The sequence below is a fragment of the Niallia sp. HCP3S3_B10 genome, from assembly GCF_052064465.1.
In the GTDB taxonomy this organism is placed as follows: domain Bacteria; phylum Bacillota; class Bacilli; order Bacillales; family Cytobacillaceae; genus Niallia; species Niallia hominis.
In genome coordinates this window covers 20213-45495 of the sequence record NZ_JBQHVO010000038.1, presented here as the reverse complement: position 1 = coordinate 45495, position 25283 = coordinate 20213, and the positions used below count along the sequence as shown (strand labels likewise).

Annotated in this window: 29 protein-coding genes; 4 read left to right on the top strand and 25 right to left on the bottom strand. The window is 39.5% G+C overall.

Annotated features, from left to right (window positions below; translation table 11 throughout):
• Positions 1 to 372 precede the first annotated feature (372 nt).
• The 20 genes from ACTNDN_RS16070 to ACTNDN_RS15975 form a co-directional block, all read right to left on the bottom strand.
• Entirely contained in the window at positions 373 to 1944 is a 1572-nt protein-coding gene (locus ACTNDN_RS16070) for a recombinase family protein (protein ID WP_441131477.1), read from the bottom strand.
• A gap of 3 nt (positions 1945 to 1947) precedes the next feature.
• Positions 1948 to 2361, bottom strand: coding sequence for a recombinase family protein (locus tag ACTNDN_RS16065; RefSeq protein WP_276105249.1), 414 nt, complete (start codon positions 2359 to 2361; stop codon positions 1948 to 1950).
• Entirely contained in the window at positions 2362 to 3282 is a 921-nt protein-coding gene (locus ACTNDN_RS16060) for a recombinase family protein (RefSeq protein WP_441131475.1), read from the bottom strand.
• Positions 3218 to 3925, bottom strand: coding sequence for a recombinase family protein (locus tag ACTNDN_RS16055; protein ID WP_441131473.1), 708 nt, complete (start codon positions 3923 to 3925; stop codon positions 3218 to 3220). Before ACTNDN_RS16055 ends, ACTNDN_RS16060 begins: the two co-directional genes overlap by 65 nt.
• Before the next feature lie 61 nt (positions 3926 to 3986).
• A complete protein-coding gene (locus ACTNDN_RS16050; protein ID WP_274338084.1) occupies positions 3987 to 4223 on the bottom strand; it encodes an SHOCT domain-containing protein in 237 nt (78 codons plus the stop codon).
• A gap of 198 nt (positions 4224 to 4421) precedes the next feature.
• A complete protein-coding gene (locus ACTNDN_RS16045) occupies positions 4422 to 5123 on the bottom strand; it encodes an N-acetylmuramoyl-L-alanine amidase (protein WP_276105248.1) in 702 nt (233 codons plus the stop codon).
• A 31-nt stretch (positions 5124 to 5154) separates the two neighbouring features.
• A complete protein-coding gene (locus tag ACTNDN_RS16040; RefSeq protein ID WP_274338082.1) occupies positions 5155 to 5595 on the bottom strand; it encodes a phage holin family protein in 441 nt (146 codons plus the stop codon).
• Between the two features lie 75 nt (positions 5596 to 5670).
• On the bottom strand, positions 5671 to 8058 hold the full coding sequence (locus ACTNDN_RS16035) for a hypothetical protein (RefSeq protein ID WP_441131471.1): 2388 nt from the start codon (positions 8056 to 8058) through the stop codon (positions 5671 to 5673).
• Entirely contained in the window at positions 8043 to 8402 is a 360-nt protein-coding gene (locus ACTNDN_RS16030; RefSeq protein WP_217818771.1) for an HNH endonuclease, read from the bottom strand. Before ACTNDN_RS16030 ends, ACTNDN_RS16035 begins: the two co-directional genes overlap by 16 nt.
• Before the next feature lie 252 nt (positions 8403 to 8654).
• The gene (locus ACTNDN_RS16025) at positions 8655 to 9026 is read right to left on the bottom strand and encodes a hypothetical protein (RefSeq protein ID WP_031536861.1); all 372 of its coding nucleotides are present in this window, start codon (positions 9024 to 9026) and stop codon (positions 8655 to 8657) included.
• A gap of 16 nt (positions 9027 to 9042) precedes the next feature.
• A complete protein-coding gene (locus ACTNDN_RS16020; protein ID WP_031536862.1) occupies positions 9043 to 9789 on the bottom strand; it encodes a hypothetical protein in 747 nt (248 codons plus the stop codon).
• 267 nt (positions 9790 to 10056) lie between these two features.
• Complete coding sequence (locus ACTNDN_RS16015) at positions 10057 to 10467, bottom strand: DUF1492 domain-containing protein (RefSeq protein WP_031536863.1); 411 nt, start codon at positions 10465 to 10467, stop codon at positions 10057 to 10059.
• Complete coding sequence (locus ACTNDN_RS16010) at positions 10464 to 10685, bottom strand: hypothetical protein (RefSeq protein ID WP_031536864.1); 222 nt, start codon at positions 10683 to 10685, stop codon at positions 10464 to 10466. The genes ACTNDN_RS16015 and ACTNDN_RS16010 overlap by 4 nt, the downstream gene beginning before the upstream one ends.
• On the bottom strand, positions 10682 to 12043 hold the full coding sequence (locus tag ACTNDN_RS16005; RefSeq protein ID WP_441131489.1) for an SNF2-related protein: 1362 nt from the start codon (positions 12041 to 12043) through the stop codon (positions 10682 to 10684). Before ACTNDN_RS16005 ends, ACTNDN_RS16010 begins: the two co-directional genes overlap by 4 nt.
• Complete coding sequence (locus tag ACTNDN_RS16000; protein WP_031536866.1) at positions 12024 to 12305, bottom strand: VRR-NUC domain-containing protein; 282 nt, start codon at positions 12303 to 12305, stop codon at positions 12024 to 12026. The genes ACTNDN_RS16005 and ACTNDN_RS16000 overlap by 20 nt, the downstream gene beginning before the upstream one ends.
• A 219-nt stretch (positions 12306 to 12524) precedes the next feature.
• The gene (locus ACTNDN_RS15995; RefSeq protein ID WP_441131468.1) at positions 12525 to 14891 is read right to left on the bottom strand and encodes a VapE domain-containing protein; all 2367 of its coding nucleotides are present in this window, start codon (positions 14889 to 14891) and stop codon (positions 12525 to 12527) included.
• Entirely contained in the window at positions 14888 to 15322 is a 435-nt protein-coding gene (locus ACTNDN_RS15990; protein WP_048717998.1) for a DUF7768 domain-containing protein, read from the bottom strand. Before ACTNDN_RS15990 ends, ACTNDN_RS15995 begins: the two co-directional genes overlap by 4 nt.
• The gene (locus ACTNDN_RS15985; protein WP_048717996.1) at positions 15322 to 16074 is read right to left on the bottom strand and encodes a phage antirepressor KilAC domain-containing protein; all 753 of its coding nucleotides are present in this window, start codon (positions 16072 to 16074) and stop codon (positions 15322 to 15324) included. Before ACTNDN_RS15985 ends, ACTNDN_RS15990 begins: the two co-directional genes overlap by 1 nt.
• A 385-nt stretch (positions 16075 to 16459) precedes the next feature.
• Positions 16460 to 16678 carry a hypothetical protein gene (locus tag ACTNDN_RS15980; RefSeq protein WP_000658732.1) on the bottom strand — a complete coding sequence of 73 codons (219 nt, stop codon included), beginning with the start codon at positions 16676 to 16678 and terminating at the stop codon, positions 16460 to 16462.
• Positions 16679 to 16703: 25 nt separating this feature from the next.
• Positions 16704 to 17417 (bottom strand): GAP family protein, encoded by a 714-nt coding sequence (locus ACTNDN_RS15975; protein ID WP_048717993.1) that lies wholly within the window; start codon positions 17415 to 17417, stop codon positions 16704 to 16706.
• 103 nt (positions 17418 to 17520) lie between these two features.
• On the opposite strand from ACTNDN_RS15975, the gene ACTNDN_RS15970 reads away from it, so the two are divergent.
• The 4 genes from ACTNDN_RS15970 (at position 17521) to ACTNDN_RS15955 (ending at position 19783) form a co-directional block, all read left to right on the top strand.
• The gene (locus tag ACTNDN_RS15970; protein WP_015926218.1) at positions 17521 to 18120 is read left to right on the top strand and encodes a TetR/AcrR family transcriptional regulator; all 600 of its coding nucleotides are present in this window, start codon (positions 17521 to 17523) and stop codon (positions 18118 to 18120) included.
• Between the two features lie 456 nt (positions 18121 to 18576).
• Entirely contained in the window at positions 18577 to 19107 is a 531-nt protein-coding gene (locus tag ACTNDN_RS15965) for a TetR/AcrR family transcriptional regulator (RefSeq protein ID WP_048717991.1), read from the top strand.
• 4 nt (positions 19108 to 19111) lie between these two features.
• Positions 19112 to 19426 (top strand): DMT family transporter, encoded by a 315-nt coding sequence (locus ACTNDN_RS15960; RefSeq protein WP_048717989.1) that lies wholly within the window; start codon positions 19112 to 19114, stop codon positions 19424 to 19426.
• Positions 19427 to 19438: 12 nt separating this feature from the next.
• A complete protein-coding gene (locus ACTNDN_RS15955; protein WP_082169273.1) occupies positions 19439 to 19783 on the top strand; it encodes a DMT family transporter in 345 nt (114 codons plus the stop codon).
• Positions 19784 to 19976: 193 nt separating this feature from the next.
• Here ACTNDN_RS15955 and ACTNDN_RS15950 read toward each other — a convergent pair whose 3' ends face one another.
• The 5 genes from ACTNDN_RS15950 to ACTNDN_RS15930 form a co-directional block, all read right to left on the bottom strand.
• Positions 19977 to 21005: an IS1595 family transposase gene (locus tag ACTNDN_RS15950; protein ID WP_048717987.1), complete on the bottom strand. Its 1029-nt coding sequence runs from the start codon at positions 21003 to 21005 to the stop codon at positions 19977 to 19979.
• Positions 21006 to 21308: 303 nt separating this feature from the next.
• Positions 21309 to 23243, bottom strand: a complete 1935-nt coding sequence (locus ACTNDN_RS15945; RefSeq protein WP_048717986.1) for a DNA polymerase — start codon at positions 23241 to 23243, stop codon at positions 21309 to 21311.
• Between the two features lie 72 nt (positions 23244 to 23315).
• Positions 23316 to 23864, bottom strand: coding sequence for a DUF2815 family protein (locus tag ACTNDN_RS15940; RefSeq protein WP_001064737.1), 549 nt, complete (start codon positions 23862 to 23864; stop codon positions 23316 to 23318).
• Entirely contained in the window at positions 23857 to 25005 is a 1149-nt protein-coding gene (locus tag ACTNDN_RS15935; RefSeq protein WP_048717985.1) for a DUF2800 domain-containing protein, read from the bottom strand. Before ACTNDN_RS15935 ends, ACTNDN_RS15940 begins: the two co-directional genes overlap by 8 nt.
• Positions 24998 to 25282: an rRNA biogenesis protein rrp5 gene (locus ACTNDN_RS15930; protein WP_435406649.1), complete on the bottom strand. Its 285-nt coding sequence runs from the start codon at positions 25280 to 25282 to the stop codon at positions 24998 to 25000. The genes ACTNDN_RS15935 and ACTNDN_RS15930 overlap by 8 nt, the downstream gene beginning before the upstream one ends.
• Position 25283: the final 1 nt, after the last annotated feature.

Sequence of the window (25283 nt, the reverse complement as noted above, 5' to 3'; positions counted from 1 at the left end):
TAAAAAATGCAGGCCTAAATCCACAATGTGGCTTTTGGTCTGCATACATACAATTTGGAAACATTCATATTAAAGACACAGTTAAATAAAGGTATAGTTAAATAACCTATATTCTGACCGCAACTAATGAATGCTCAATATCGTATAAATAAGCACAACAAAAAAGCCTATCATAAGGGATAGATTCTGCCTTTTTTATTGCCAGCTTATCTTAAACGCATTGAGGCTGTCATAGTTTCGGTTCCTCCTGAATTCTTATTTGTATCAGCGTATATTTTATCACAATAAGGTTCTATATTCAACACAAAAAATATAAAGGGAGGAAATACCGCCAAAGGCGATAGTTTCCTTAATTGCGGTTGACTCAATAATCTATATCATTTCTTCAATCTTCACACCTGACTTAAACTCCACCTCAATCCTGTCATCGCGGATCGTAACTTTTTCAATAAGCCGCCTTACCAACTGCTCATCATACTCCTCTAACTCGTGAGACTGTTCATTCAAGAAAGCAGTCATTTCAGCGATTCGTTGCCTTTTTCCTTCACGCTCGGCATTTTCTACAAGTGAATTTTGCTTCATCTCCCGAAGGCGGTATATCTCATCAGCAACATTATCGTAGTCATTTTTTGACTTTGCCTGTTTAAGAAGCTCTATCTGCAATTCTTCCAACTTGCTATCAAGCTCATCCGTATCATTATCACTTTCTTCATTAAATATAGTGTCGATATTTTTCTGTAATGTTGAAAGGAAAGGTTCTTTGTTAGCCAAAAGTTCGTTAATAGCCTTAACCACTGCTGTCTGCAATGTTTCCTCATTTATGGTAGGGGCAGTGCATTCAGAGTCCTTCTCCTCCAGACGGCTGACGCATCGCCAAACAATTGACTTGTAGCCTCGGTTATTCCAGTGTACCCGCCGGTAAATTTCACCGCACTGTCCGCAGTAAACGATACTCGATAAAGCATACTTGCTGCTGTAGACCCTTTTTTTGCCGTTCTTGCCGCCTCGAAGATTTGCTCTTCGAACCATCTCTTCTTGAACCTGCATAAAAAGGTCGCGTGGAATGATAGGCTCATGGCTGTTTTCCACATAATACTGGGGAACGATTCCGTTATTCTTCACTCGCTTTTTAGAAAGGAAATCAACCGTATATGTTTTTTGTAGAAGGGCATCACCGATGTACTTTTCATTTTGTAGTATTTTTTTCAGTGTTTCAGGTCTCCATTTAGATTTACCCGCCGCTGTAAGAATCCCGTCTGCTTCTAGTCCTCTTGCTATCTGTAAAAGGCTGGCTCCTTCTAGGTACTCCCTGTAAATCCGTTTAACAACCTCAGCGCCCTCCGGCTCAATCACTAGTTGCTTGTTTTCATCCTTGGTGTATCCAAGGAAACGCTTGTGGTTGACCTGAACTTCTCCTTGCTGATATCGATACTGAATGCCAAGCTTAACGTTCTGGCTTAAGGACTGGCTTTCTTGTTGGGCAAGGGATGCCATGATGGTCAACAATACTTCACCCTTGGAATCCATGGTGTTGATATTCTCTTTCTCGAAGAATACGGCGATGTTTTTATCCTTTAACTGCCGGATGTATTTAAGGCAATCTAATGTATTTCTGGCGAATCGGCTGATGGATTTTGTGATGATCATGTCAATATTTCCAGCCATGCACTCTTCTATCATGCGGTTAAATTCATCACGCTTTTTGGTATTTGTACCTGTGATACCGTCATCCGCAAAGATACCCGCCAATTCCCACTCCTTGTTTTTCTTAATATAATTTGTATAATGCTCAATCTGAATTTCGTAACTTGAGGCCTGCTCATCACTATCTGTTGAAACTCGGCAATAAGCTGCCACTCGTATTTTGGGTTTACTCTCACTATTTTTATTATTTCCGATTCGTTTAATTGCTGGAATTACTGTTACATTCCTGCTAACTGCCACTGGTTACACCTCATTTTCTATCAAACTGTAAGCATATTCTGCCTGCTTATATGGATCGTCATATTTTTGTACCAGAGGTTTTGCTTTGAACTTTACAGGATAAGTCGTTCCCGGCACATCTTTGGGCTCCCATATCCTTCCGAGCTTTTCTGCTCGCTTTCGTTTTTCTAACCTTGCTTTTTCAAATGTCTCCTCATCAATAATCGGAGGGTAGAATTCATCGCCAAGATAATGCTTGTTCTGCAACATCTTACTTACTGTGGCATGGTAGCAGTCTATCCCTGCTTCTTTTGCAGCGCCCTTCAAAGAAAGTCCTGCCAAGTACCCTGAAAATAATTCTCTTACTTTTTCTGCTGCTATATCATCTACAACAGCCTTTCCATCTTCAATTCTATATCCATAGGGTGTGTGACCCATCTAATTCACCAACCTCTCCTTCAATGTGATTCCACATTTTAATTCAAATCCGACTTCCTCTCGTGAAAAAACAATAATCTTTTCTACGTAATTTTCAAACAGCTCATCCTCATAGGCTGTGAGCATTTTGGACTTAGTGGCAAACTTAAGTAAACGGGCAACTTCGTCTACTTTTGCAAAATTGCCATTGACGGAACGAGTAAGTTGATCCTTTTCAGCAAGAAGCCTTTCTCTTTCTGCTTCCAGTGAATTCTTTTCTTTATTAAACAGGGCAGGTTCCAGATACCCTTTGGCCATTAAACCCGTCAGCATCTGACTCTGCTCCATGTTGTTTTCAATCTTAGTTTCCAACTCTTCAATTCTACGAAAACTCGCTACATTATTCTGGTTACGTAACCCATTCAAAAGTGGTCTTAATATGAACTTCTGACCGTAAATGAGTTTATTCATCATCGTAACAAATGCAGTCTTTATATCGTCATCCCGTATGAACTGCATGGAACATTCCGTTATCTGGCTTATATGCTTACTGCAGCACCAAGCGATGTATTTCCTTCCAGATGAATGAATCCTTCTTTTAAAGGTACTGCCACATTCCGAGCAGATAATTTTGCTAGAGAAAGCATATCGGTTTAGATATTTGCTGTTGCGCTTTTCGATGCTTTTTTCCTTTGCTCTCTGATTGAGAACGGCATCTACAGCTTCAAAATCTTCATGGCTGATAATTGCCTCATGATGGTTTTCTACTAGATACATATCTTTCTCACCATAATTGGTGTGCCTATTAAAATGGCTGTCCGTATAAGTCTTTTGCAAAATAACATCACCAGTATATTTTTCATTAGTCAGAATCCCTCTAATCGTAGTAGCTGTCCAACGACCACCTCTTTTTTGATGGGATACCCTTTTGATTAAGATCATTTGCAACTTTCTGTGTGCCTTTGCCCGATAATACCTCTGCAAAAATATACTTCACAACTTCAGCCTGCTTGGGGTTTACTATCATTTGACCGTCATTATTTTGATAACCATATGGCGGGTAGGAAATTTTAAAGGTTCCGTTTTGAAATCGTCTTTGAATGGCCCACTTCGTATTTTCTGAAATGGAAATTGACTCACTTTCTGCAAGCCCACTTAAAATGGAGAGCATCAATTCACTTTCCATTGAACCCGTATTGATATTTTCCTTCTCAAAATAGATATGAACCCCAAGGTCTATCAGTTTTCGGACCATCTCCAAGCAGTCTGTAGTATTTCTCGCAAATCGGCTGATGGACTTTGTAATGATTAAGTCAATTCTCCCAGTTTCACAGTCTGATAACATTCTAAGCAGGTCAGAGCGTTTTTCCTTTTTCGTGCCACTGATTCCCTCGTCATAATATAAGCCTGCATATTCCCATTCTGGATTCGCCTTTATATAAGTCTCGTAATGAGCCTTTTGCGCTTGCAAGCTGACTAGCTGTTCATTACTATCTGTTGAAACTCGGCAGTAGGCAACTACTCGTGTTTTTGGCTTAATAAAAGAGTTGGCCATATTTCCTTCTATTTTCGTTATCTTTTTCATCCTCTCACCTCCTTCTTGGTAGGTCACATATTACCTCTGAAACCCTTATATATCAACGTTTTCAGGGCATTATCTCAGCTAAAAAGGGGGAGAAAGTTTGGCGGTTTAATGCGTCTATTTTGTTGAATTCCACTTCAGTTATTAAGCCTTTTTCGAGCATCTTTCTCAGCAATTTTTCTGCCTGGATATAATCAAACTCACATTGTAACTGTTCCTGTGATACTCTCTTTAGTGCGGTGCTGTTTTCTATAGCCTCATCTAAGATCTTCGTAACTTTTTTATCCTCATGCTGATTCACTAGGAATCACCTCCTACCTAATAGCCGTGGGAACAGGTCGAAGTTGAGGATTTGTAGAATTTAATTAAATCAAGGCATAAAAAAAAGAGCCTGCAAGGGAAGAACCCTCACAGGCTACTTAAATTTAATAGTTTAATATTTTATTTGAGAGGCTTGATGAAATTTAAGAAATACTGTTTTTTTACCTGCTCTATTTGATTAATCATACTTAATAAATGCATCCGTAAAGCCTGCCTTCTTAGCTTTGGTAAGCTGTGCCTCAGCATTTGCTTTGTCCGAATATGCACCGATCTGCACACGGTAATATTTCTTTGTCACCGGCCCTGCTGGTTTATTTTCTGTGCTAAGTAACTTCTTCACATCCGCTCGAAAGGTGTCCATACTCTTCCCATGTTTAGGGAACCAGTGCATCACATCCCCATGGTTACTGGCAATGCCTCGTTTATAACCTTCGCTGTGACAGATGATATCCTCCTCACTAAACCCATAGAGTTTGCAAAGATATACACAAAGCTCTACAGCTTCCTTATAAACGGCAGAAAAATACGAGGCATCAGTTAGACCGTCCTCGCAGATTTCAAATCCAATATGAGTATTGTTCGCCGTTCCGCCAGCATGCCAACCTCGGTGATTCCAAGGCAATGTTTGATAGGTAGCAATAGAGCCATCTGCTAATTTACCAATAAAGGCATGAACACAAACTTGACGACCCCCAGGTTTATCTTGATTCCAATGGTTGTTGTACTGGTTCTTTCCTAACAAACCGTCATCTGGTCCAACATATCGCTTAAGCCACGGGTTGTTGGCCCCAGTCGAGTGAACCATGATACCCTTCGGTTTTATTGTTTTACCTGCTTTATAGCAGGCATTGTTCGTAAGTATTAGTTTGCGTAACCTCATTAAAATCACCTCTAATCAAATATTAATTCAATCATCTTCCATCACCAGGCTTAGGCGGTTCCTTATCACGTCCATGTAGTTGCTGTAGAACCGATTTTAGGTTTTCTGGGATAGGCAGTCCAATATGTCCAGCATTCTCCAAAATGGATACTCCTTCATTACTTAGGTAGAAAAAGATTACTGCAGTTCGTAAAATGCCACTATTTTCTCCAATACTAACCAAAATTTGTGTATCGATAATATGAGCGATTCCTACCATTATAAAGATGAGCACCTTTTTGAAAATTCCCTTAGCACCGATTTCGCTACACAGTTTTTTATTCGCAATTGCACAAAGGACACCTGTCAGATAATCGATGACCACGAAGGCTACCAGTGCATAAAGAAATCCATCATAACCGCCGAGAAACCATCCGAAAAATCCACCGGCAGCGGCAAAAGTCAGCTGTATCCAATTCCAAATCTCTTTCATTAAAAACACCTCCGTTTCGAGTATTTGTATATAGAAAAGCACCCCTGCAAATTGCAAGAGCGCTGAATTTTATCTTTATATTATTTGAATTAGGTCATGAATTTGTTGCATTACATCTGCCCTTGGTCTTCCTGTACCAATAGGTAGCCATGTGACAGGTGGTATATCGAATGCCTGAGAGGAATCAAAACTATTAACCATTATAATAATCGCATCAATAGCTTTGCGTATTTCAACGATATGAAATGGCCAATTCTTAACAGCTGTCTTTCCTGCGATGATATCCTCTTTCCAAGTTGCAGGGGACAGATTGTAATAGCTACGAATCCTGTTTATAGCAGTTCGAAGCGTCTGAATATGTGCTGCCTTTACATGCGTCACATTTGGAGTGATGTATTCAAAAGGTAATGCCAATATCGTAAAAGTACGAACAACTTCTATACTTGCTGATTCGATATCACTGTCAAGACAACGGAAGGTAACCGTATGATTACCTGCAGAAAGCGGCTCAGCTTGGTAAATTGTCTTGACCCCATTACCAAGATAGCCGCTTACAGAAAACCGCTCAGGATTGTCTACGCTGTTTTGCCATGGACCAGAGTCAATCTTTACCTCCACTATTTGTGTTTGTCCATCTGGTTCAATTCCTGTTGTGATCATAAAACGTGGTGTAGCATTATAAGTAAAATTGCCAGACATTGGACAGTCCACTATCGGTGCTACAGGCGGGCTGTTTTTCTTTACTGCGTTACTAACAACATAGGCAGACACTGCATCAAGTGCATCTGTGACGCTGATTCGATAACGAGTATATCTACCGGCAACCTGTGAGGCATTTACCTGAAGAGTGCCTGAAGTCACATTGGAAATAACTGTCGTCAGTGCTTCATATGCAGACCAATTTAATCCATCTATCGAAGTAGCCTGTTGAATGACATATTGCTTGATGGAGCTGGTTCCAGGTACCGTCCCACTCCACGAAAGGTTTATTGTATTTGCTTCATAGATAGGAGGGTTTGCGGTAAAAGAAGTCGGCGGTATTGGTAGTATGTTTTTACGAACATTATTACTGGTAATAGTCCAGCCTGAGTAAAAATCCTCTCCAGCTGTACCACGGGTTCTTATTCGGAATCGACGATAGTGACCACGTGTAGCAGGTGGACTGACATTTAAAATACTGCTTGTTGCAGAAGTATTGACTATCGCCAATGCCAACCAAGCACCCCAATTGCTATTATCTGGCGAATCACTATATTGTATTTCGTAGGAAGTGATTGGATTACCTGCGCCACCAGATGCTCCACTCCATGAGAGAGTAACGTTTCCTTCAGATAATGTTGCACTTACCGTGCAGGCAGTCGGTGCTGCACAGGCAGTGATGTTGCAATAAATGCTATTACTGATTTTCTCTATTGAGTAAACATCAAATGTGTCAATTGTCCAAATACCAAATTGTGTATATGTTCCTGGGGTCCTCGATACAATTGGATTATAGCTACCACCGCTTGCTGCCAATGTCAACATGGTCAACACATTCCACGCACTCCATGTGCTGTTATCCGTGGATGTGCGACTGGCAATTTGATACCCCTTAATTGGACTGGTACCGCTAGACGCTCCGCTCCAAGTAAGTGTGATAGTCTCATTACTATATGCCGCAGGGGAGGCAACAGCAGTCGTCGCTGGCTTTGGCACCGTATTTCTGCGGACGCTGTTTGTGGATACTTTCCAGCTAGAGTAATAACTAGCACCTGCTGTACCACGGGTTCGTACCTGAAATCTACGATAATTACCTCGGGTAGGAGGCGGTGCAACGGATATACTACCACTTGTCGCTGTGGTGGTCACCGTTGTCAGAGCTGTCCATGCTCCCCATGTGACATTATCGGCGGAATCACTATATTGAATCTCATAACTGGAAATCATATTATTGATGCCTCCAGAAGCACCGCTCCAAGAAAGAGTCACATTCCCTTCCGCAAGTGTTGGAGAAACAGTACAAGATGTTGGGGCTCCACAAGCTATAGTAAGCAATGGAGCACTTAGTACCGTATAGCTTGAATTGGTAATTACACCAGAGGATAATGGCAATCGTCCATCAGATACCACTTTGAATGTGACTGGCTGGGTTGCATTACCTGTAGTAGAAGCGCAGGTTACCGAAACATATCTGAGCCTTGGTGTGGTCCCTTCCCAGTTATCTCCATCCGCCGCTTTAATACGTACCTGTGAAGAAGATCCATTTACAGTCATAGTGCAAAGCAATGCATAACCACTACGGATAAAGGAACCTGATGAACCCAACGCAGCGGATATGGTGAAATTGTATCTCATCTGACTATTATTTAGACGGCTTTTGGTATAAGTAATTGTGTAATGGACGGTCGGGCTAGAACCCGCCTGCAGAGTGATTACACAAAGAAAAAGCTGTGGAGATTTGACTCCCCCTACCGGGTTCCCCAACGGTCTCCATCTCTTGCCGTGATTGCAGAGTGGCAAGGTGTACAAAGAGCCATCAGATTACTTCTATCGTGAGTCCCTCCTCTTGCAAGTGGAAGAATGTGATGCACTTCGGTTGCTGGGGTCAGCTTTCCTTGTCGTTTGCATTCCTCACAAAGAGGATGAGCTGCAATGTAGCGGTCGCGTATCCTTTTCCAAGCACGGCCATAACGTTTACGAGTTGCTGGGTCACGATCATACTTTTCATACCGTGCAGCTTCCTTCTTACTATGCTCTTCACAAAAGCGCTTGTCGGTTAGCTCTGGGCAACCGGGGTAAGAGCACGGTCGCTTAGGTTTCTTTGGCATACTGCACCTCCTTTTGCCCATAGAAAAAGCCCTCGCAGGAGAAATGCTCCCGTGAAGGCTTCTGTTTATTAATATTCCATACTACCATTATATAACTTTCACTACGGACAAACAGTGTCATCGTATGCCAAACTGTGCCAAAGTGTGCCAACTTTATATGGGTATTCGGATTATCTTATGGAACTATTACTTTACTGGTAATAGAAACACAAAAATGCTTTTTTTGAATTCAAGCATTTTTGTGAAAATTAGTTATTCGAATGTAACTTTAACAATATCTGGTTCTCTTCCTTGCTTAGTAAAAACGATATCAGCCTCGTAGTCATCCTTCCATTTCACAGATATTTTGTCGGGCAATTTTGTTTTCACAACGCTTTTATTATCATATTTAATTCTAATTGTAGGGTCGGGGAAGTCCTCTATTCTAACAACCTCAATTGTGTTTATATTGTTAGGCGAATGACTGACCGTTAATTGAGTCTCTTTGGGTTGCGTAAAAAATAACCATGCTGGTATTATAACAACTATAAGTCCTATTATAATTACAGCAAAGAAACAACCAATTCCAGTTAAAAATTTCGTTTTTTGTGCATTCACAAGATGATCGTCATTTTCATTACACATCCGTTCTATCTCCCTATTAATTTTTGTGTCCTTCTATATAATCAGATATAGTTAGTTGATTCTCTCCACCACCATCATAATTGGAAAAACCATATTTATTGTTGGGAGTATATTTATTATATTCTATATCTAAATCGTGAAGAATTCGATGGATATATACAACGGGGGTTGAGTCATAATTCTTTAAACTGATTTCAGCTAATTGTATAATTCGTTCAAAATCTAATCCCATAGAAGGAGGATAGGAATCTTGATTATTTAAAAATTGTTCAATTTCACTCGACATACTTTCCTTGGTTGATTTCATATTATCCCAATCTATATTTTTGTATTTCTCATTAGACGTTATTCCATTAAAAACTTCATGATATTTTACAATAAAATTCGATAACTCCTTATTTGAAATTTTTCTAGGGTCTTCATCATCATGTATCTTATTGTCTTTCTCATTGTAACTACTTACTTCTTGATTTCCATCTGTATTTGTTATATTTCTTGAGTCTTTTCCTTCTGTATCGCTAGAGTGCTCCATACCATCTTCTTGTTCCAAGGCACTATTTTCATTAGTTATGTCGTCTAATTGATTACTACCTCCCATATAGCTTTTAGTAGTAGCAAAATCTTCTTTACTTTCTGTGATTTTTTCAAGTTCAGTTTGATCCCTGACTAATTTAGTATCATCAGATGGATTGCTACATGACGATATTCCAATTATTAAAATAATTGCAAGGGTTGCGACAATAAAAAATCTACTTTTTTTCATTAGTACAACTCCATTCTTTTTAATGTGCTATTAATTTCATTTTATCACAGTGATTAAAAACTCTTTATCTAATTTAAAATTTGTTAGAAATTTATTTGAACAATATATGGAATTAGATTATTGGGGAACAAATATTAAATAAATATTGCTACAAGGACTAGCAAATAAAGTTATCCGCTAGTCCCTTTGCAATCGAACCAAGTAAAAAGTAGAAATTTGGGTATGAACTTTTAATCCCTTTCCACACTATTCTCCGACTATCCTTTTTTATTTCGGCACCTTTAAATGTTGCAAAGCGGATGAATGGAGTCTATGCACGGTTCTCATAGAAACATTAAGATTGACACAGATTTCTTCCCAGTTAAGAAAGTTAATGTATCGGTAGCGAAGAATCAGCTTCTCATCCACATTTTCCATCTGGTTAATTGCTTCACGAATATCTGATTTCAGCTTTATTAATCGTTCCACCTCTTGTTGTATCTGTTGCTCCAAATCTACTATTCTAATCACATATTTTTCAAAAGGTGGATCAGTACTTTTTGTTTTACTGACTTTTTCCTCAAGAACAGGAGATGAAACACTTCTTGAGAGTTCCCTTAGATTTTGCAACTCCTCAAGATCGGAATTAATTAGCTCATTTAAGCGATAAGCTTGTTTCAAGAATTCCTTTGCCGTCATCGCACCACCTCCTCATGTAGCTTTTGAATTAGCATCTCAGGATCGAGGGATGTCAGGGTAGTGAAATACCCGGAATGAAAGAAACGCTCAATCTCACCTTTCGTATATCTAGCAGAATCATTGCGAGGGTATTTTGCTAGTCTTTTCAGAGCAAAACGATAATCCTTGACCGCCTGTAGAATAATGGCATTTGCCAGTTTATCAAATGCATCCATCATACAACACCCCTCGCTTTCCCCAGATTTGCTTTGACAGCGTTAATAAGATCGGACTGTGTCTTTTCCTTTCGTTTCAAGGCCCTCATCACATCTTCATCAATCGTGCCTTTTGTAATAATGTGATGGATAACTACGGTTTCATTTTGACTTTGTCTCCAAAGTCTCGCGTTTGTTTGCTGATAGAGTTCCAGACTCCAAGTAAGTCCAAACCAGATAAGCGTTGAACCACCACTTTGTAAGTTAAGGCCGTGTCCCGCAGATGCAGGATGGATAACCCCCACAGAAATATCGCCGTTGTTCCAATCCTTGATATCCTTGGAAGTCTTAATTTCTCTGACATTGAATCTTGTCTTAATACGCTCTAAATCGTGATTATACCAATAGGCAATAAGCACAGGTTTGCCGTTAGCACCTTCAATTAAATCCTCAAGAGCATCTAGCTTGCGGTCGTGGATAATATGAGAGTTTTTATCATCATCATAGATAGCACCATTTGCCATTTGCAGGAGTTTGCCAGAAAGGACGGCTGCATTCATGGCATCTATTTCTTCATCAGCAAATTCAAGAACCATCTCTTCACGAAAGTGATCATATACGGATTGTTCCTTGCCATTCAGATACACGGGCACTTCATTGATAACGCACTCTGGCATTTTCAGAAAATCGACTGATTTCATGGAAATGGTGATATCCGAAATGAGCCGATATATGGCATCTTCAGCACCTGGCAATGGTTTATATGAAAATACGATTTGCTGATTACGTTTATCCGGTGTAAAAAAGGAATTGCGGTAGTGAGTTATGTATCTGCCGAGTCTTTTACCCATGTCAAGAATACGAAACTCTGCCCACAAATCCATTAACCCATTACTGGAGGGTGTACCCGTAAGACCCACGATCCGTTTTGCCCTCGGCCTTACTTTTAGTAAACTTTTAAATCTTTTTGCACCATAGGATTTAAAGGATGATAGCTCATCTATTACCACCATGTCATAGTCAAAAGGGATGCCACTTTTGTTTACCAACCAGTCCACATTTTCTCTATTTATAAGATAGACACTTGCAGGTTTTCTAAGAGCCGCCAATCGCTCCTGTTTTGTGCCGATGGCTACCGAAAACTCCAGTCCTTTTAAATGCTCCCACTTATTTATCTCAGCTGGCCAAGTATCCCTTGCTACTCGAAGTGGGGCAATGACCAGAACCTTTCCAATTTCAAAACTATCAAGACATAAATCAAATATAGCCGTTAGAGTAATGACGCTTTTGCCAAGACCCATTTCTAAAAACACCGCAGCGATGGGATGCTTAAGTATGAAGTTCGTTGCATAGGTCTGATATTTATGAGGATTGTATTTCACCAAGTATCCCTCCAATCTGCTTAACATCATCAATGACATAGCAGGTAAAGCCTAACTTCTGTAATTGCTTTATTCTTCTAATCTGTAACAGGCGAGGTTTCTTTCCGGGAGCCTTTAATTCCACAAAAGCCATCTTCCCATATGGTAAAAGCACTAGGCGGTCTGGCATCCCATCTAAACCCGGACTAACAAACTTCGCCGCAATGCCTTCCATCTTTTTTACCTCAGCCACCAGTTTCTTTTCTATATTTTTTTCAAGCATAAATACCTCCCATATAAAAAGGCTCGGAACAAGAAAACAACTTTGACCCAATTTTCCTATACGCGCGCGTATGCGTGTATGCACAGGCTACTATTACTTCTTTTTACTATTTATAAATAAATAGGATACTTCTTGTTCCACTTGTTCCGAACCGTTGATTTTCCTTATCATTACTAACTTTAGGGAAAGAACCAGTATGGGAACAAGGTAAGGTACAACTTAGCGTTGTTCCTCGACTCGGGAATAAGCTCGTTGCTTTCCGTAGACAGGAAACGTCACAACACCATTCTTGTTCCCAGTGTACTTGTTCCACTCACTGATCTTTCTCATAATGGCACCGATGGCATAGGAATCTGATGGTTTTAGCATTGATGCCTCTTTACCGAAACACTCACACCAAATTTCCATATTGCAAACAAGGGTTCTTTTTACTGTTCCAACACGGGTGCCGCCGCCAAATTCGCTACCGCCGAGGAAATTTCTACGCTCGTACAAAGACATTGTGTCCCAATCATCCGGTAAGAGCGTATCCAAGTAGGTACGAACCAGTCCTTCTCGTTCATCTGTTTCCATAGCATCTGCCTGTTCACTGGTTGCCATGGTTACATCATCACCTTCAAGGTAGAGTTTTTCGCCCTTCTCATAAAGAACTAGAGCCTCTGCCCAAATCTGCTGTACTTCCTCTTTGGTCATCTGCCAAGCTTTCTTTCTACTGTTACCGCTAATGCGGACTGGCCAAAATCTGCGGTTACCCGTAATATCCCGAAGAAATCCGCTTTCTGCATTGGTAGAACCCACAATTACGCATTGACGGGGATGGCTTTCGACGTTGACCCCATAACTGGCACGGTACTTATCATCCGCCCTCGAAATAAAGGACTTCACAATCTCCACATCCGTCTTACGCATTCCTGCAAGCTCACCGAGTTCCAACAACCAATATCCTTGAAGTTTTTCAGCACCTGATTTATCTTTCATATCCGTAATGGTCAAACTGTCTGAAAACCAATCTCCGGCAAGCTTAGCAAAGAAGGTTGACTTACCGATACCTTGAGGACCGTTTAAGATAAGGACACTATCAAACTTTGTGCCTGGTCTATAAATGCGGGCTACCGCTGCAACCATCGTTTTGCGGATGACTGCTTTTGCATAGGAATTATCTGTTGCACCGAAATAATCAATTAATAGATTATCTACTCGCCTAATTCCATCCCATTTTGGCAGGGAGTCCAGATACTCCTTAACAGGATGGTAGGCTCGTTCTGACGCTACAGCTAACACAGCATCCTTGGTCTTGGTAGGTGAATAAACTCCGTATTTGCTGCTTAAATACACTTTAAGAAGTGCATTATCTGAATCATTCCAACCCGCCTTGATCTGTTCCCAAGGCAGGCCACCTTTGGCATCAATACCATCACGGTGGCAATTAAAAGCTATATGCTGTAATTCCTTGTCATGACGAATAATCAAAACGATGTTGTCTAGAGTGTCTTTTATTCGGCCTTGCTTATCCAATTCCAAAGCTGTCTGCCAATCCTCATCACTAAACTCCTCTTCAGCCTGTGCCTGTCTTTCCTTAGAAAACTCAGCTTTTACTCTTTCATCTTTTATAGCAAACTCGCACATTGCCACAAAAGATGGCATCTTACCAGGAGCTGTAGTGGTAGAAGCTTTATCATCTAAAGAACCGAATTTATGAATACGAACGAGATCAAAAGCATTGAGGAGTAATCCACTTGCTGGGTCTGTAGCATGATGGCTGTATGCGAATTTATCATCGTAGATAATCACACCGGCACTACTATCAGCTGGAATATAATCGTATCGCCCTTCCATAGCAGAAGGTGCATAAACTGCACCTAAGAATTTCTCAATTGCTTCACGAACGGAGTAGGCACGACAGAATGTTCCTACCACACCTTCCTTTAAAAGCGGGTCTGCTTGCTCTTTAAGACTGCGATTTATAACTTCAGACTGCCTGCTTGATACTGGCCATGTTGATGTATCCCGCCAGTTTTGATATTTTGAAAGATAAACATCAGGGTCAAGCAATTCTCCATCCTGCTCTTCATAGACAAATTCACCATTAGAGGAAGTGGATGGCCAATACATAAGGCGATGGGCTTCATAAGTTGTATCATCGAAAAGATCTATGCCGATTTCTTTTGCCACCATACGTCCAACGGCTGCGTATTCTTCTTCGCTGATTTCACGAGCAAGAGGAACTATTAGCCTAAGTCTTGGATTTTCCGGTGTGTGCTTATGGGTGGAATAAACACAGCATTTGAAATCAAAAAGCATACTGATTTGTTCCCAGATGTCCGGTCTACCGTAATCCATATCAAGGGTAAGCAAAGAACGGCATAAAACATTGCCCTTCTTTCGCCTTCCTCCTTTTAAATGCCCTCCAACAAAACCACCCACATCTTTGATATCATCTTGTTGACCTCTTTTTAATTTCCGATATTCTTCTACTGTTTCCGTAGTACGTTGTGTTGTCTTTACTCGGGCACAAAAATCCTCCCACGAGATATCTTTGTTTTTCCATTTCTTGTCCATCCGGCTGTTGCCCACAGCGATTTTCATAAGCTTTCGACCTCCTCATGCTCTGGACTAAAATATCTGACCGTTTGTCTGCGTTTCTTGGCTACTTCAATCTCCCTTGCCATACCGCTTGAGATGGTATTGCCTAGCACCCAAACCTCGGAGCATTTGCCCATAAGCACGATGTCCATAAATATGGCAAGTTCCCGTTCCTCTGGATTTTCATCATCCATAAACTGTGGAAACATAAGGTGGGGAGCAATCGGAATACAGTTTTGGTCTAATGCAAACCTGCAAAAACTGCGAGCCTTTTTAATGTTTCCTTCTACATCACCGGAATAGGGAGAACAAATATATACAAGTGGCTTAAAGGCAGATTTTTTCTCTGCCTTTTTCTTTCTTATTATGTTGGTCAGTGCCTCATGGGGAGTTGGGTCATGGTATCCTTCATGATTGAATTTATCAATTCCCATTACACACCCTCCATTTCTATCTGCGGCAAAATACCATCTGCCTTCAACAGTTCGTAAATGAAGAGTCTGCCTTTTTGAGTCCAATATGTATGGACTTTTGTATGCAGTTCACCGTTACTACCAATGTAGCTATGTGTCTTGGTGCTGGTATACCCTTTTTCTGCATACTTCTGATATAAAAGCCAGATACCACCTTGTTTAAATTGGATGCCCTTTTTATTAAGATAGCGGTTCATCCAAATAGCTGACTTGCCGTAATCTTTGGCAATTGCTGATGTAGAAATGAGGTCTTTGCAATTTAAAACCACATCATAATAGGAGACTTTTGGTTTCATTTCTGCAATTTGCTGATTCTGAACAGCAACCGTACCTTCAAGCACTTTATTTTGTTTCCTTACTTGAGTTAGCTGTTGATTGGCAATCTGTAGTGCCCTTGCCATGATTGCCTCTGGTGAATTCCATCTTCTTTCTATTTCAAGAAAGTATTGGCGACACTCTTTCCCTTTTGGAGTACGCTGTATCATGCATAGCTCTTTTGCCATGTCAATTGTTATTTGGTGGTCAACAGCTGGTCTTCCACCTGTACTTTCCGACAGAAATGTCGAAAAGTCCGTACCCTCCACAAATCCATACTCACACATTCTTGGAAACCATTTATCATAGGGTGTTTTCACTTCCAAAACTGCATGCAAATCACGGCCAAGCACTGTGGGGCGGTCATTTTCATAATTGATTCTTACTAATTCGTCCATACGAATTACCTCCTGCAATATAGTCAGAGAGGAAACCCCTCTACCTAATAGCCACAGGAGGTAATGAATGTTGAGGATTTTGAAAAAATAAATTATACATCCGGATTTTTGTTCGAAATTTGTGTATGTAAAATAGATTTAAAAGCTGATTCAGTAATTTTCTACTTTTACAAACGGACTAGATTGATGAACAAAAAATGGTAACGTAAACTGTAATAGGCCTATAGGATTTGGAGCTAATAAGAGAAGAGGAAAACAATCATTTTGGTATCATATTTTATCTATGACCTGGATGAGTAAGGTTGGTAGAGCCTCGAGGAGAATCAATTAAAATAAAAAATACAGAGCGAGAAATTCTCACTCTGTATTTTTTATTTTACATCATTCACTTATTGCTTTTACTTGATGTTATTTTACGAGTGGCTAAAGCTATGATTCCACCAACTGCAATAAATACAATGTCCAAAACGATTTCAAACCCTTGAAACGCATCAATATAATTTACTAAAAACCAACTTTTTCCCCCATTAGTCAAATGATTGATTAATCCGCCTATTCCCTGAATAATAAAAAGTAGACTGAGACCACTGATAATTTCTTTCATGATGAACACCTCTTTAATATTTTTTCTAATTTAATATGCCTCTAAGACCGATATTAAAAAAAACTGCACCTATGACTCCTGTCGCTACCAAGAGTGAAGAGATTGGAGCTTCATTTAATTTTGACCTGATTTTAATAAGAAATTGTTGCAATCTTTCTTTAAATATAATATTAACCCCTAACAGTAATAGAGAAGGAAGCACCATTACTAGATTGTATCCAATTATAATTAAGATAGCAGGTGTAGTCTCAATTGTTTGATGATTCATTAAAAAGATTGAATAAAAGTAAGGCAATGCCGTTACAAATTCAATTAGGAAAACAATGATTCCTAGTATAATCATCCCTTTAATTGTTGTATTTTTGGGGATAAATGAAATTAAACGTTTTTTTGTAGTCTCTTTTGGTTTACTGAAGCTTATTAGAACAAGAACTGCTCCAAGTAGGATATAAAACCAATTGATAAAGTCAAACTGAGACAATTGTTCTATTCTCTTCAATAATGAATTTCCACCAAAGTAGAGTAATAAACCCGTGATGAAATAGCCTAACTGCGTGATGAATAAAAACACAAATAAACGAGAAGATAACTGATTCGGTTGTGTCAGTAATAAATAGGCTGTTACAGTCAGTACACCGGGACTTAAAATATCAATTAAAGCACACAAAGAAATAATCAATAATGCTGAAGAAATGTCTAATGATGAAGAAGGCATCAATGCTTCAATAGTTTCGATCAAACAAACTAGTCCTCCTTTAAATGTTGTGGTATTATCTATTTAACACATCGTGCTATAAAAAGATAATAACACACTGTGCTAAATAAAGGAAGTGATTTTTATAATGCCAAAAATTGTTGATCATGATGAAAAGCGCAAACAAATTGCTGAGGCTGCATGGAATATTATTAGGAAAGAAGGGGTTGAGAAAGCGTCTATACGAAGAGTTGCAGCTGAGGCAGGGATGTCTTCTGGTGCGTTAAGACATTATTTTTCAACTCAAGATGAAATGTTATTATTTATTATGAATTACTACTTAGAAGAAGGGAAAAAACGTTCTCAAAATAAAGAATGGTCAGAAAACCCAGTGCAGGCAGTAGAAGAAGTTTTATTAGAGCTAGTACCAATAGATGAAGAAAAGAAAATTGAAACGAGTGTTTGGTGGATTCTTGCATTACGTTCACTTACAAGTGATACAATAAAGGACAAAAAAGATGAAATGACGGACGGTACATATGAATTAGCAAATTCAATGATTGAAATCTTAGCTCTAAAAGGCGTATTATCAGATTCAATGAATGCAGAATTAGAAAAGAGTAGGTTAACGGCATTAATAGAGGGATTGTCGATTCATGCTTTATTAAGACCTGATGTATACTCTCCAGAAAAGGTGAAGGAAGTTATTCGTTATCATTTAGAGACACTCTGCAATAAAATCAATTAAGCTAATCGGTCGATGTATCAATTATTGTCCCATTTGTTTTTAATAGATTTAGTCTTACCCCTTGATTTATTATTAACTTGGCTCTGTTAAATTTAATTGTTGTTTTTTAAATAAATAATTGGGGGAACTTGATTTATTGTGGTTCCCCCATTTTAGGTATAGTAAGAGAAATATGTATTTACAACAATAAGGAATATACACAATTTTATGCAAGATAGCGAAAATACCCATCAAGTACAAATACAGTTGCATCAACAATTTGAGCCATCTGTATAAAATACGGTATAAACAATGTTCACAAGAAAAGGCACGAAACGATGTTAAATCAACGTTCGTGCCTTTTTAAACTGTCCCTAAACTTTGATTTGGGAACGTTATTTTGAATACGGATGATTTAAAAGGCTTGAAAAAAGACCGTCCAGACGGTATTATAGAGATTGGAGAAGGAGGTTTTGTATGAGTCAAAAAGCAAAAGAAAAACGCGAAACACTAATAAATAGTGCAATTCAATTATTGCAAGAAGAAGGTGTAAATGCTCTAACACTTGATGCTGTTGCAAAAAAAGCGAACACAAGTAAGGGTGGGCTACTGTATCATTTTCCAAATAAACAAGCATTGATTGAAGGCATAGTGCAAGATATTTACGAAAAGTTTTCGGAGGAATTCTTTATTCTAGTTGAAAAAGAAACAAGAAATCGTTATACAAAAGCATTCATTGAGTTATGCTTCAATGATTTAAGTAAACACAGCGACTTATATGTTGGTTCGATGGAGGTACCATTTTTAGAAAATAAACAGGTGCAGGACATTTACCAAAACATCCTAGAACATTTGAAAAAAGATGAATTAGATGAGACAACAATCAATTTAATTCGTCTAACAATCGATGGTGTTTATTACAACAAATTTTCAACAATCGCACCCTTAACAGCGGTCGAAATGGATGAAATCAAGCAAAAATTATACCGTTTAGCAGAAGGAGAATAAGGAAATGACATATGTTTTATTAGGTATTGCAATTCTTTTTGAAGCCTTTGGAAGTGCGATGTTAAAAGTGACAAGTATGACAAAGAACTATGGTCCATACATTGGTGTTGCAGTTGGCTATGCAGCAGCGTTTTATTTTCTATCTTTAACTTTAAAAGAACTTGAGATTGGTGTAGCATATGCCATTTGGTCAGGGGTCGGTACAACTTTAGCTGCTACGATAGGTGTCGTCATATTTAAAGAAGGATTTGACAGAAAAAAACTAATTGGTATTGCAATCATCATTTTAGGTGTTGTACTGCTAAATTTAAGTAAGTAAGGGGTTGTATTCGTGGCAAAATATATATATTTAGTATTAGCGATTGTTACAGAGGTATTTGGCACAACAATGATGAAATATTCAGAAGGATTTACAGTCTTATTACCATCAATAGGCTCAGTTGCTGGTTATTTATTATCATTCACATTTTTAGGGTTAACCTTACGAGGAATGTCGCTAAGCGTTGCTTACTCGGTGTGGGCGGGTGTAGGTACAGCTCTTACAGCCTTTGTTGGATTCCTTATTTGGGATGAACCATTAGGATTGTTAAAGGTGTCTGCGATTCTACTAATTATCGTGGGCGTTGTGATTTTAAACTTTTCAAATCAAGAGGAACCAGTTGTAAAATCAAGTTAAATAAAAATCACAGTAGCACTCTACCTTTTGAAATTGAGAGCTATTGTGATATTTTTTTCTCGATGCATTACTAAAACACCTTCAAAAATATTCCCAAAGTGTCGTTTGTAAACTTTATTGTTTAACGTTGTAAATCCGCAAAAATTTGCCAGAACTCTATTTTGATTTAGTCACCCTAACAGTCAAATAAGCATTACATATTGAATTTCGATAGCCTTAAACTTCGATAGGTTTCTGTCATTTCAAAAACAAAGGATGTCAAAAGTAATTCTTTGATATTGTGTTTTGTACTTTCATTGCTATGACTATCTACTAATAAAAACCAAGCAAGGTAATTATCAAGGTATTTAGAAGCAACACCTTTAAAACGATGTATCCAATGTTTTAAACGTGAATGGAGTCCATTTACATTTTGGATATGGTATAAGCCTTTAATAACGTGTTTTCCATCGTCAGACTTAATGCGATAATGTTCTATCCCTCTTTCATCTGCATAGGTTTTATAGGCTCTCCAAGCGTCTGTTACAAGTACATTATTAGGTGTTAGTTTAGACCCAATCATACCATCAACTTTGGTTTTAACAACACGCCCCATACAGGCTACCTTTGAAACTGTTGCTTTTGTTCGGTCTCTAGCAACTAGAACACAGACTTGTTCCTTACTAACTCCTCTTAGTGTTGATTTACCGCCTCGCTTACGTGGTTTACGTTCACTAATGCCACGTTGACCTTTTTGAGAATACAAAAAATAAGTCTCGTCCACTTCAACGATACCATCAAATTGTTCAAAACCCATTTGTTTAAGAGCTGATAACAGCTTATGTCTCCAATAGAATAATGTAACCCAAGTAACGCCCACAATTTTTGCTGATTTACGCAAGGAATATCCTTTAAACATACATTCAACAAAAGTAATCCATTCATTACCTTTTCGAGTGCGATAAAGAATTGTATTTGTAGTATCCATAAACGTTTTACGACAAGCCTTACAGCGATATCGTTGGCGACCATTAACTTTACCGAATCGATTAATGTGTTCTGAAGTGCAATGAGGGCATTCAAAACCTTCTTTATAACGTACTTCCCGCATTTCATCGATTAAGCGACCATCAACAGTTAAAGAAGGTTCAACATAGTGTTTTACCCATTGAAACACTCGTTCTTTATCTGTATGCGATAATTTATCGATATGTTTTAATAAATTGCTAAACGCTTTACTCATCCTTTGGACCCTCCAAATAAGAATGTTTGTTCTTATTATAACTACTTTTTTGAAGGTAATCAATTTTCAACATCAACCTTTAACAGAGCCATTAACTTTATAGAGAGAGGAGTCAAAATCGGTTCTTTCACTATATTTCTTCAAGATTCGAATTTTAACCCTTTATTCCACAAAAATGGAGCGTTTATTAAACAAACAAGATAGCACGTACCGGTCATAAAATAAGTGCTATCCTGTTTTCATTATTTAAAAATTGAAGGTCTTTTAACCTCCTCCCACACGATTATCCGATTACCAATTAATTTAATCTTTTTGATAAAACTGACACTCATAGCCATCAGCACTGAGTAACAGACCATTCGCCCAGGTTGGTGTCCTTGCCATTTGCTCACAGACAGCAGAAATTGACATACCCATTTCCGCCTCGATGATAATTTCATCGTGTACATGGGCCACAATGGAACAATTCTTTAATGTCTGCATGGCATGACACAAAATGTCACGACTGATTGCTTGAACAATATTCTCTACAAATTTGGGACCGTAGCTTTCGATTCTTTCCCATTTCTTTGTCCCGCCGATACCTTCATAAGTAACTGACTCACCACCAAATACGTTCTCTCCCATACGAGGTTTTACATAGGAAAGCCGCCTGCCGGAAGGAAGGACAATAAAGAGCATTCCACTTTGATATATAAATTTAATACCGTGTGTTTCTGTAGGAGTTTTCTGCTTAACACAAGTTTTTACTGCTCGGTCAACATCCCACCACAGTTTTGTAATATTGGGATTGGATTGTCTCCAAGCCGTTACAAGAAGCTGAAGTTCCTCTTCTTCAATCCCCATCTCTAAAGCTCCCATTGATTTTAATGCCCCAACCGATCCGCCATAACCGAGAGCAAGTTCGGCAATTTTCCCTTTCTGACGAAGATGGCCATTCACACCATGCTTCTCAACAGGTACATTAAACATCTGAGAGGCACTGGCACAGTAGATGTCACCGCCGTTTTGGAATACATCTATTCTCCATTTTTCACTTGCAAGCCAAGCAATGACGCGAGCCTCAATCGCTGAAAAATCTGCCACAATGAACTTCATACCTTCTCGCGGTATAAAAGCAGTACGGATAAGTTCCGACAGTACCTCTGGGATTGAATCATAGAGTAAAGTAAGAGCATCAAAGTTTCCGCTTCGAACTAAAGCACGAGCCTGTTCCAAATCGGGCATATGGTTTTGGGGGAGATTTTGCAACTGAATCAGCCTGCCAGAGAATCTGCCGGTTCTGTTGGCTCCGTAAAACTGAAACATTCCTCTTGCACGACCGTCACTACATACCGCATTTTCCATTGCCGTGTATTTTTTCACCGATGATTTTGCAAGCTGCTGGCGAAGTTCCAAAACAGTGCCTAGTGGTTCAGGAGCCGTCTTTAACATCTCAGCAACCGCTTTTTTACCAAGGGTATCTGTTTCTAGCCCATTGTCGGCAAGCCAGTCTTTCATTTGTTGTACAGAGTTTGGATTCTCCAAATTAGTTATATCTTGCATCGTAGCCATTAGCTTTTCACGAGAATGTTCATCCATCTCTACAGCCTGTTTTACGAAAGTCATGTCAATGGCAATGCCACGATCATTGATTACCTGGTCGAGATGATATTCCTCCCAGATGTTCTCTGGTACTTGAAACTTGGATAATTTCTGTTGTATTGACATCTCGGATTCCACATCGCGAATGTTATATACTTTAAACCGCTCCCATTTATCCATGTCGTGTTCTGGTAAATTACGAACTCGACCACCATTAGATTTTGTAGGGGAGCAAGGTGTACAGAAATATTTGATGAGGTCTTTACCCTCTGTTAGCTTTTGTTTCTCCAAACCTAGAACTGCACCGACTCCCTCCAAAGAAAGAGGAAGTCCCATATATGCCGACCATATCATGGAACATTTCCAGGATGCGGGGTCAAGATATTCAGTAAGGTTAAGCCATTTTGATAGACACACACGCTCAAACATTGCATTGAAAGCCCACTTTGTAACGGAATCATCCATAAGTGCGTTTATAATTTCAGCTGGGATTTCCTCTCCGCAGGCAAGATCAACAACTTGTACTTCACCAGAATCTACCGAATAGCCAAATAGTAGAATTTCAAAATCATCACTCTCGGCATAACGGTAAACTCCAGACTTTTGAAGATTGGCACTACTAAATGTTTCAATATCAATAGAAATAGAATTCATGTATTACCGCCCCTTCCAATACAAACGAGGTGGCAGAAGAACAACCTCCACCACCTCGTTTGTATTTATTCTTTATGCTAGAAAATCATCATCTTCAATAGTTGTGAAGTCATCAGCTGCATTGGTTCTTCCGCCTAAAGGCTCTCCATCTCTTATCTTCTGGATGTTGCCAAGACCACATGCTACACCCTTATTGCCATTAGAGTTAAAAGCGTAGAAATTTAGGGATACTCTTGCATAACAACCGCTGTAAACCTCGTTACGATCCAGGATAGGTCTAACCGCTTTATCTACTATTTGGGGTGGAGTCTTGCTGTTGGCATTTACAAAGTAATGTCCTTTGTAAGCCTCGTCATCACGTTCTACGTCACCATCTCGAAGTGGCAGTTTAATAGCCGCCTTATTCGGCTTTTTACCACCAAACTTTGCAATGCCCTCTTCAATGGCTGCATCTACTGCTGCATTGATAGCATTGATGGTTTCCTTATCTGTTTTGGGAATCAATACGGATACGCTGTACTTTTCCGCTCCGCCATTGATGGATACCGGCTCCCAGCCGTGAAAGTAGCTAAGACGTGTGTTGACGCTTGTAACAACCTTCGTTCTGTTTTGATTATTCATATTCCAATTCCTCCGTTATTTCGTTAAATTCGTTTTTTACGTTTGATATATTCATAGCTGGCCGCTTATCCGAATTTGGAACCAGCATTGGCTTGCCCGGTGGTTTATGTATGAGACCACCGAGAATTTGCTCAAATTTCTTTTTACCCATCAGCTTCTGCATTTCCGTAAGGGTAATGAGACTCTGACGATAGATATCCTTATAGCCATTTGCCTTGGCTACTTCAGCCACAGCCTCTTCGTCTTTATATTTACGGATAGACCTGCCCTCGACTACCTTAAAACCGTGCCACTCTTTCCCGTGATTAACAGCAGCATCCGTGGCATAAGCAATGATTTCATTTGCCCACTTTGTAAGGTCAGACAGTTTAGAAAGAACTTCTTCAATTTCGGAGTCCAGAAGTAGGGGTGGCAGTTTAAACTCCATCTGTGCTAATTTCAGCTTTTCTTCAGCCCTTGCACGGCATTTAACAGCCGCTCGGCAGAAAGTACACCACTCACCGGTCAGATATTCACCTTCACCGTCATAGGCCTTTTTCGCCTTTGGTTTCAGTTCATTTTCTGCCCAGTCCTTTAATTCCTTTACCGGGATTGTCCATGTGCTGACATTTTCCCTGCGGGGTTGGAAGATGGTCATGGAAACCTCCTCGATATCGTACAAGCTATCGTAGATTTCTAAAGCACCAAGGGCATACAATTTCATCTGCGGGTTTTCCACTGCATCTACTAACACTCCCATGCCATACTTAAAATCGATAATATGAAGCTTTTTATCGCCAATAATGATGCAATCACCAGTTCCGAACCCCTGGGGTACATAGCAAGAAAAATCAAGACGTTGTTCAATAAGTATTAACGGGTCCGTACAGCTTTGTTTCGCCAGTTCAAGCTGCTCCATTACAAATTCCACATAGGCATCGCTGTGTTCTTCCATTTCATCAGAGTTATACACCGAGACTGGCCGTTTACTTCTCATGTGAAGTGCTTTTTTAAGTTTATGTTCACAGAGAGCATGAGCGGCGGTACCTTCAGCGGCTGCATTGGATTCACTATTTTCAAATTCCAGTTCCAATCTTGCAGAAGGAAGGCAATTAAGCCACCTATGGGACCCCGATGCGGAAAGTACTGCGTGATCACTCATTACCTAGTACCTCCTCATCTTTCAACATATCTGCATAATGTTTCGGGTCAACTTCGCTTAATTTAGAGCCACCGTATTTTTGGATGATTTCTCTCACTTGGTCAGTAAGACCAGCTTGACTCTTCTCAGCGAGTTTTGCTCTGACTTCCTCTAGAGTGATTTCCTTTTTCTTTGGTTCTGGCTCTTTTACAGTTGTGGTCGGTTCTTTTGCTTCGACAGGCTCACTACCCGCCATTGCATCAGCAACCGCTTGTATGCTGTCTGCCAAAGAGCGCATA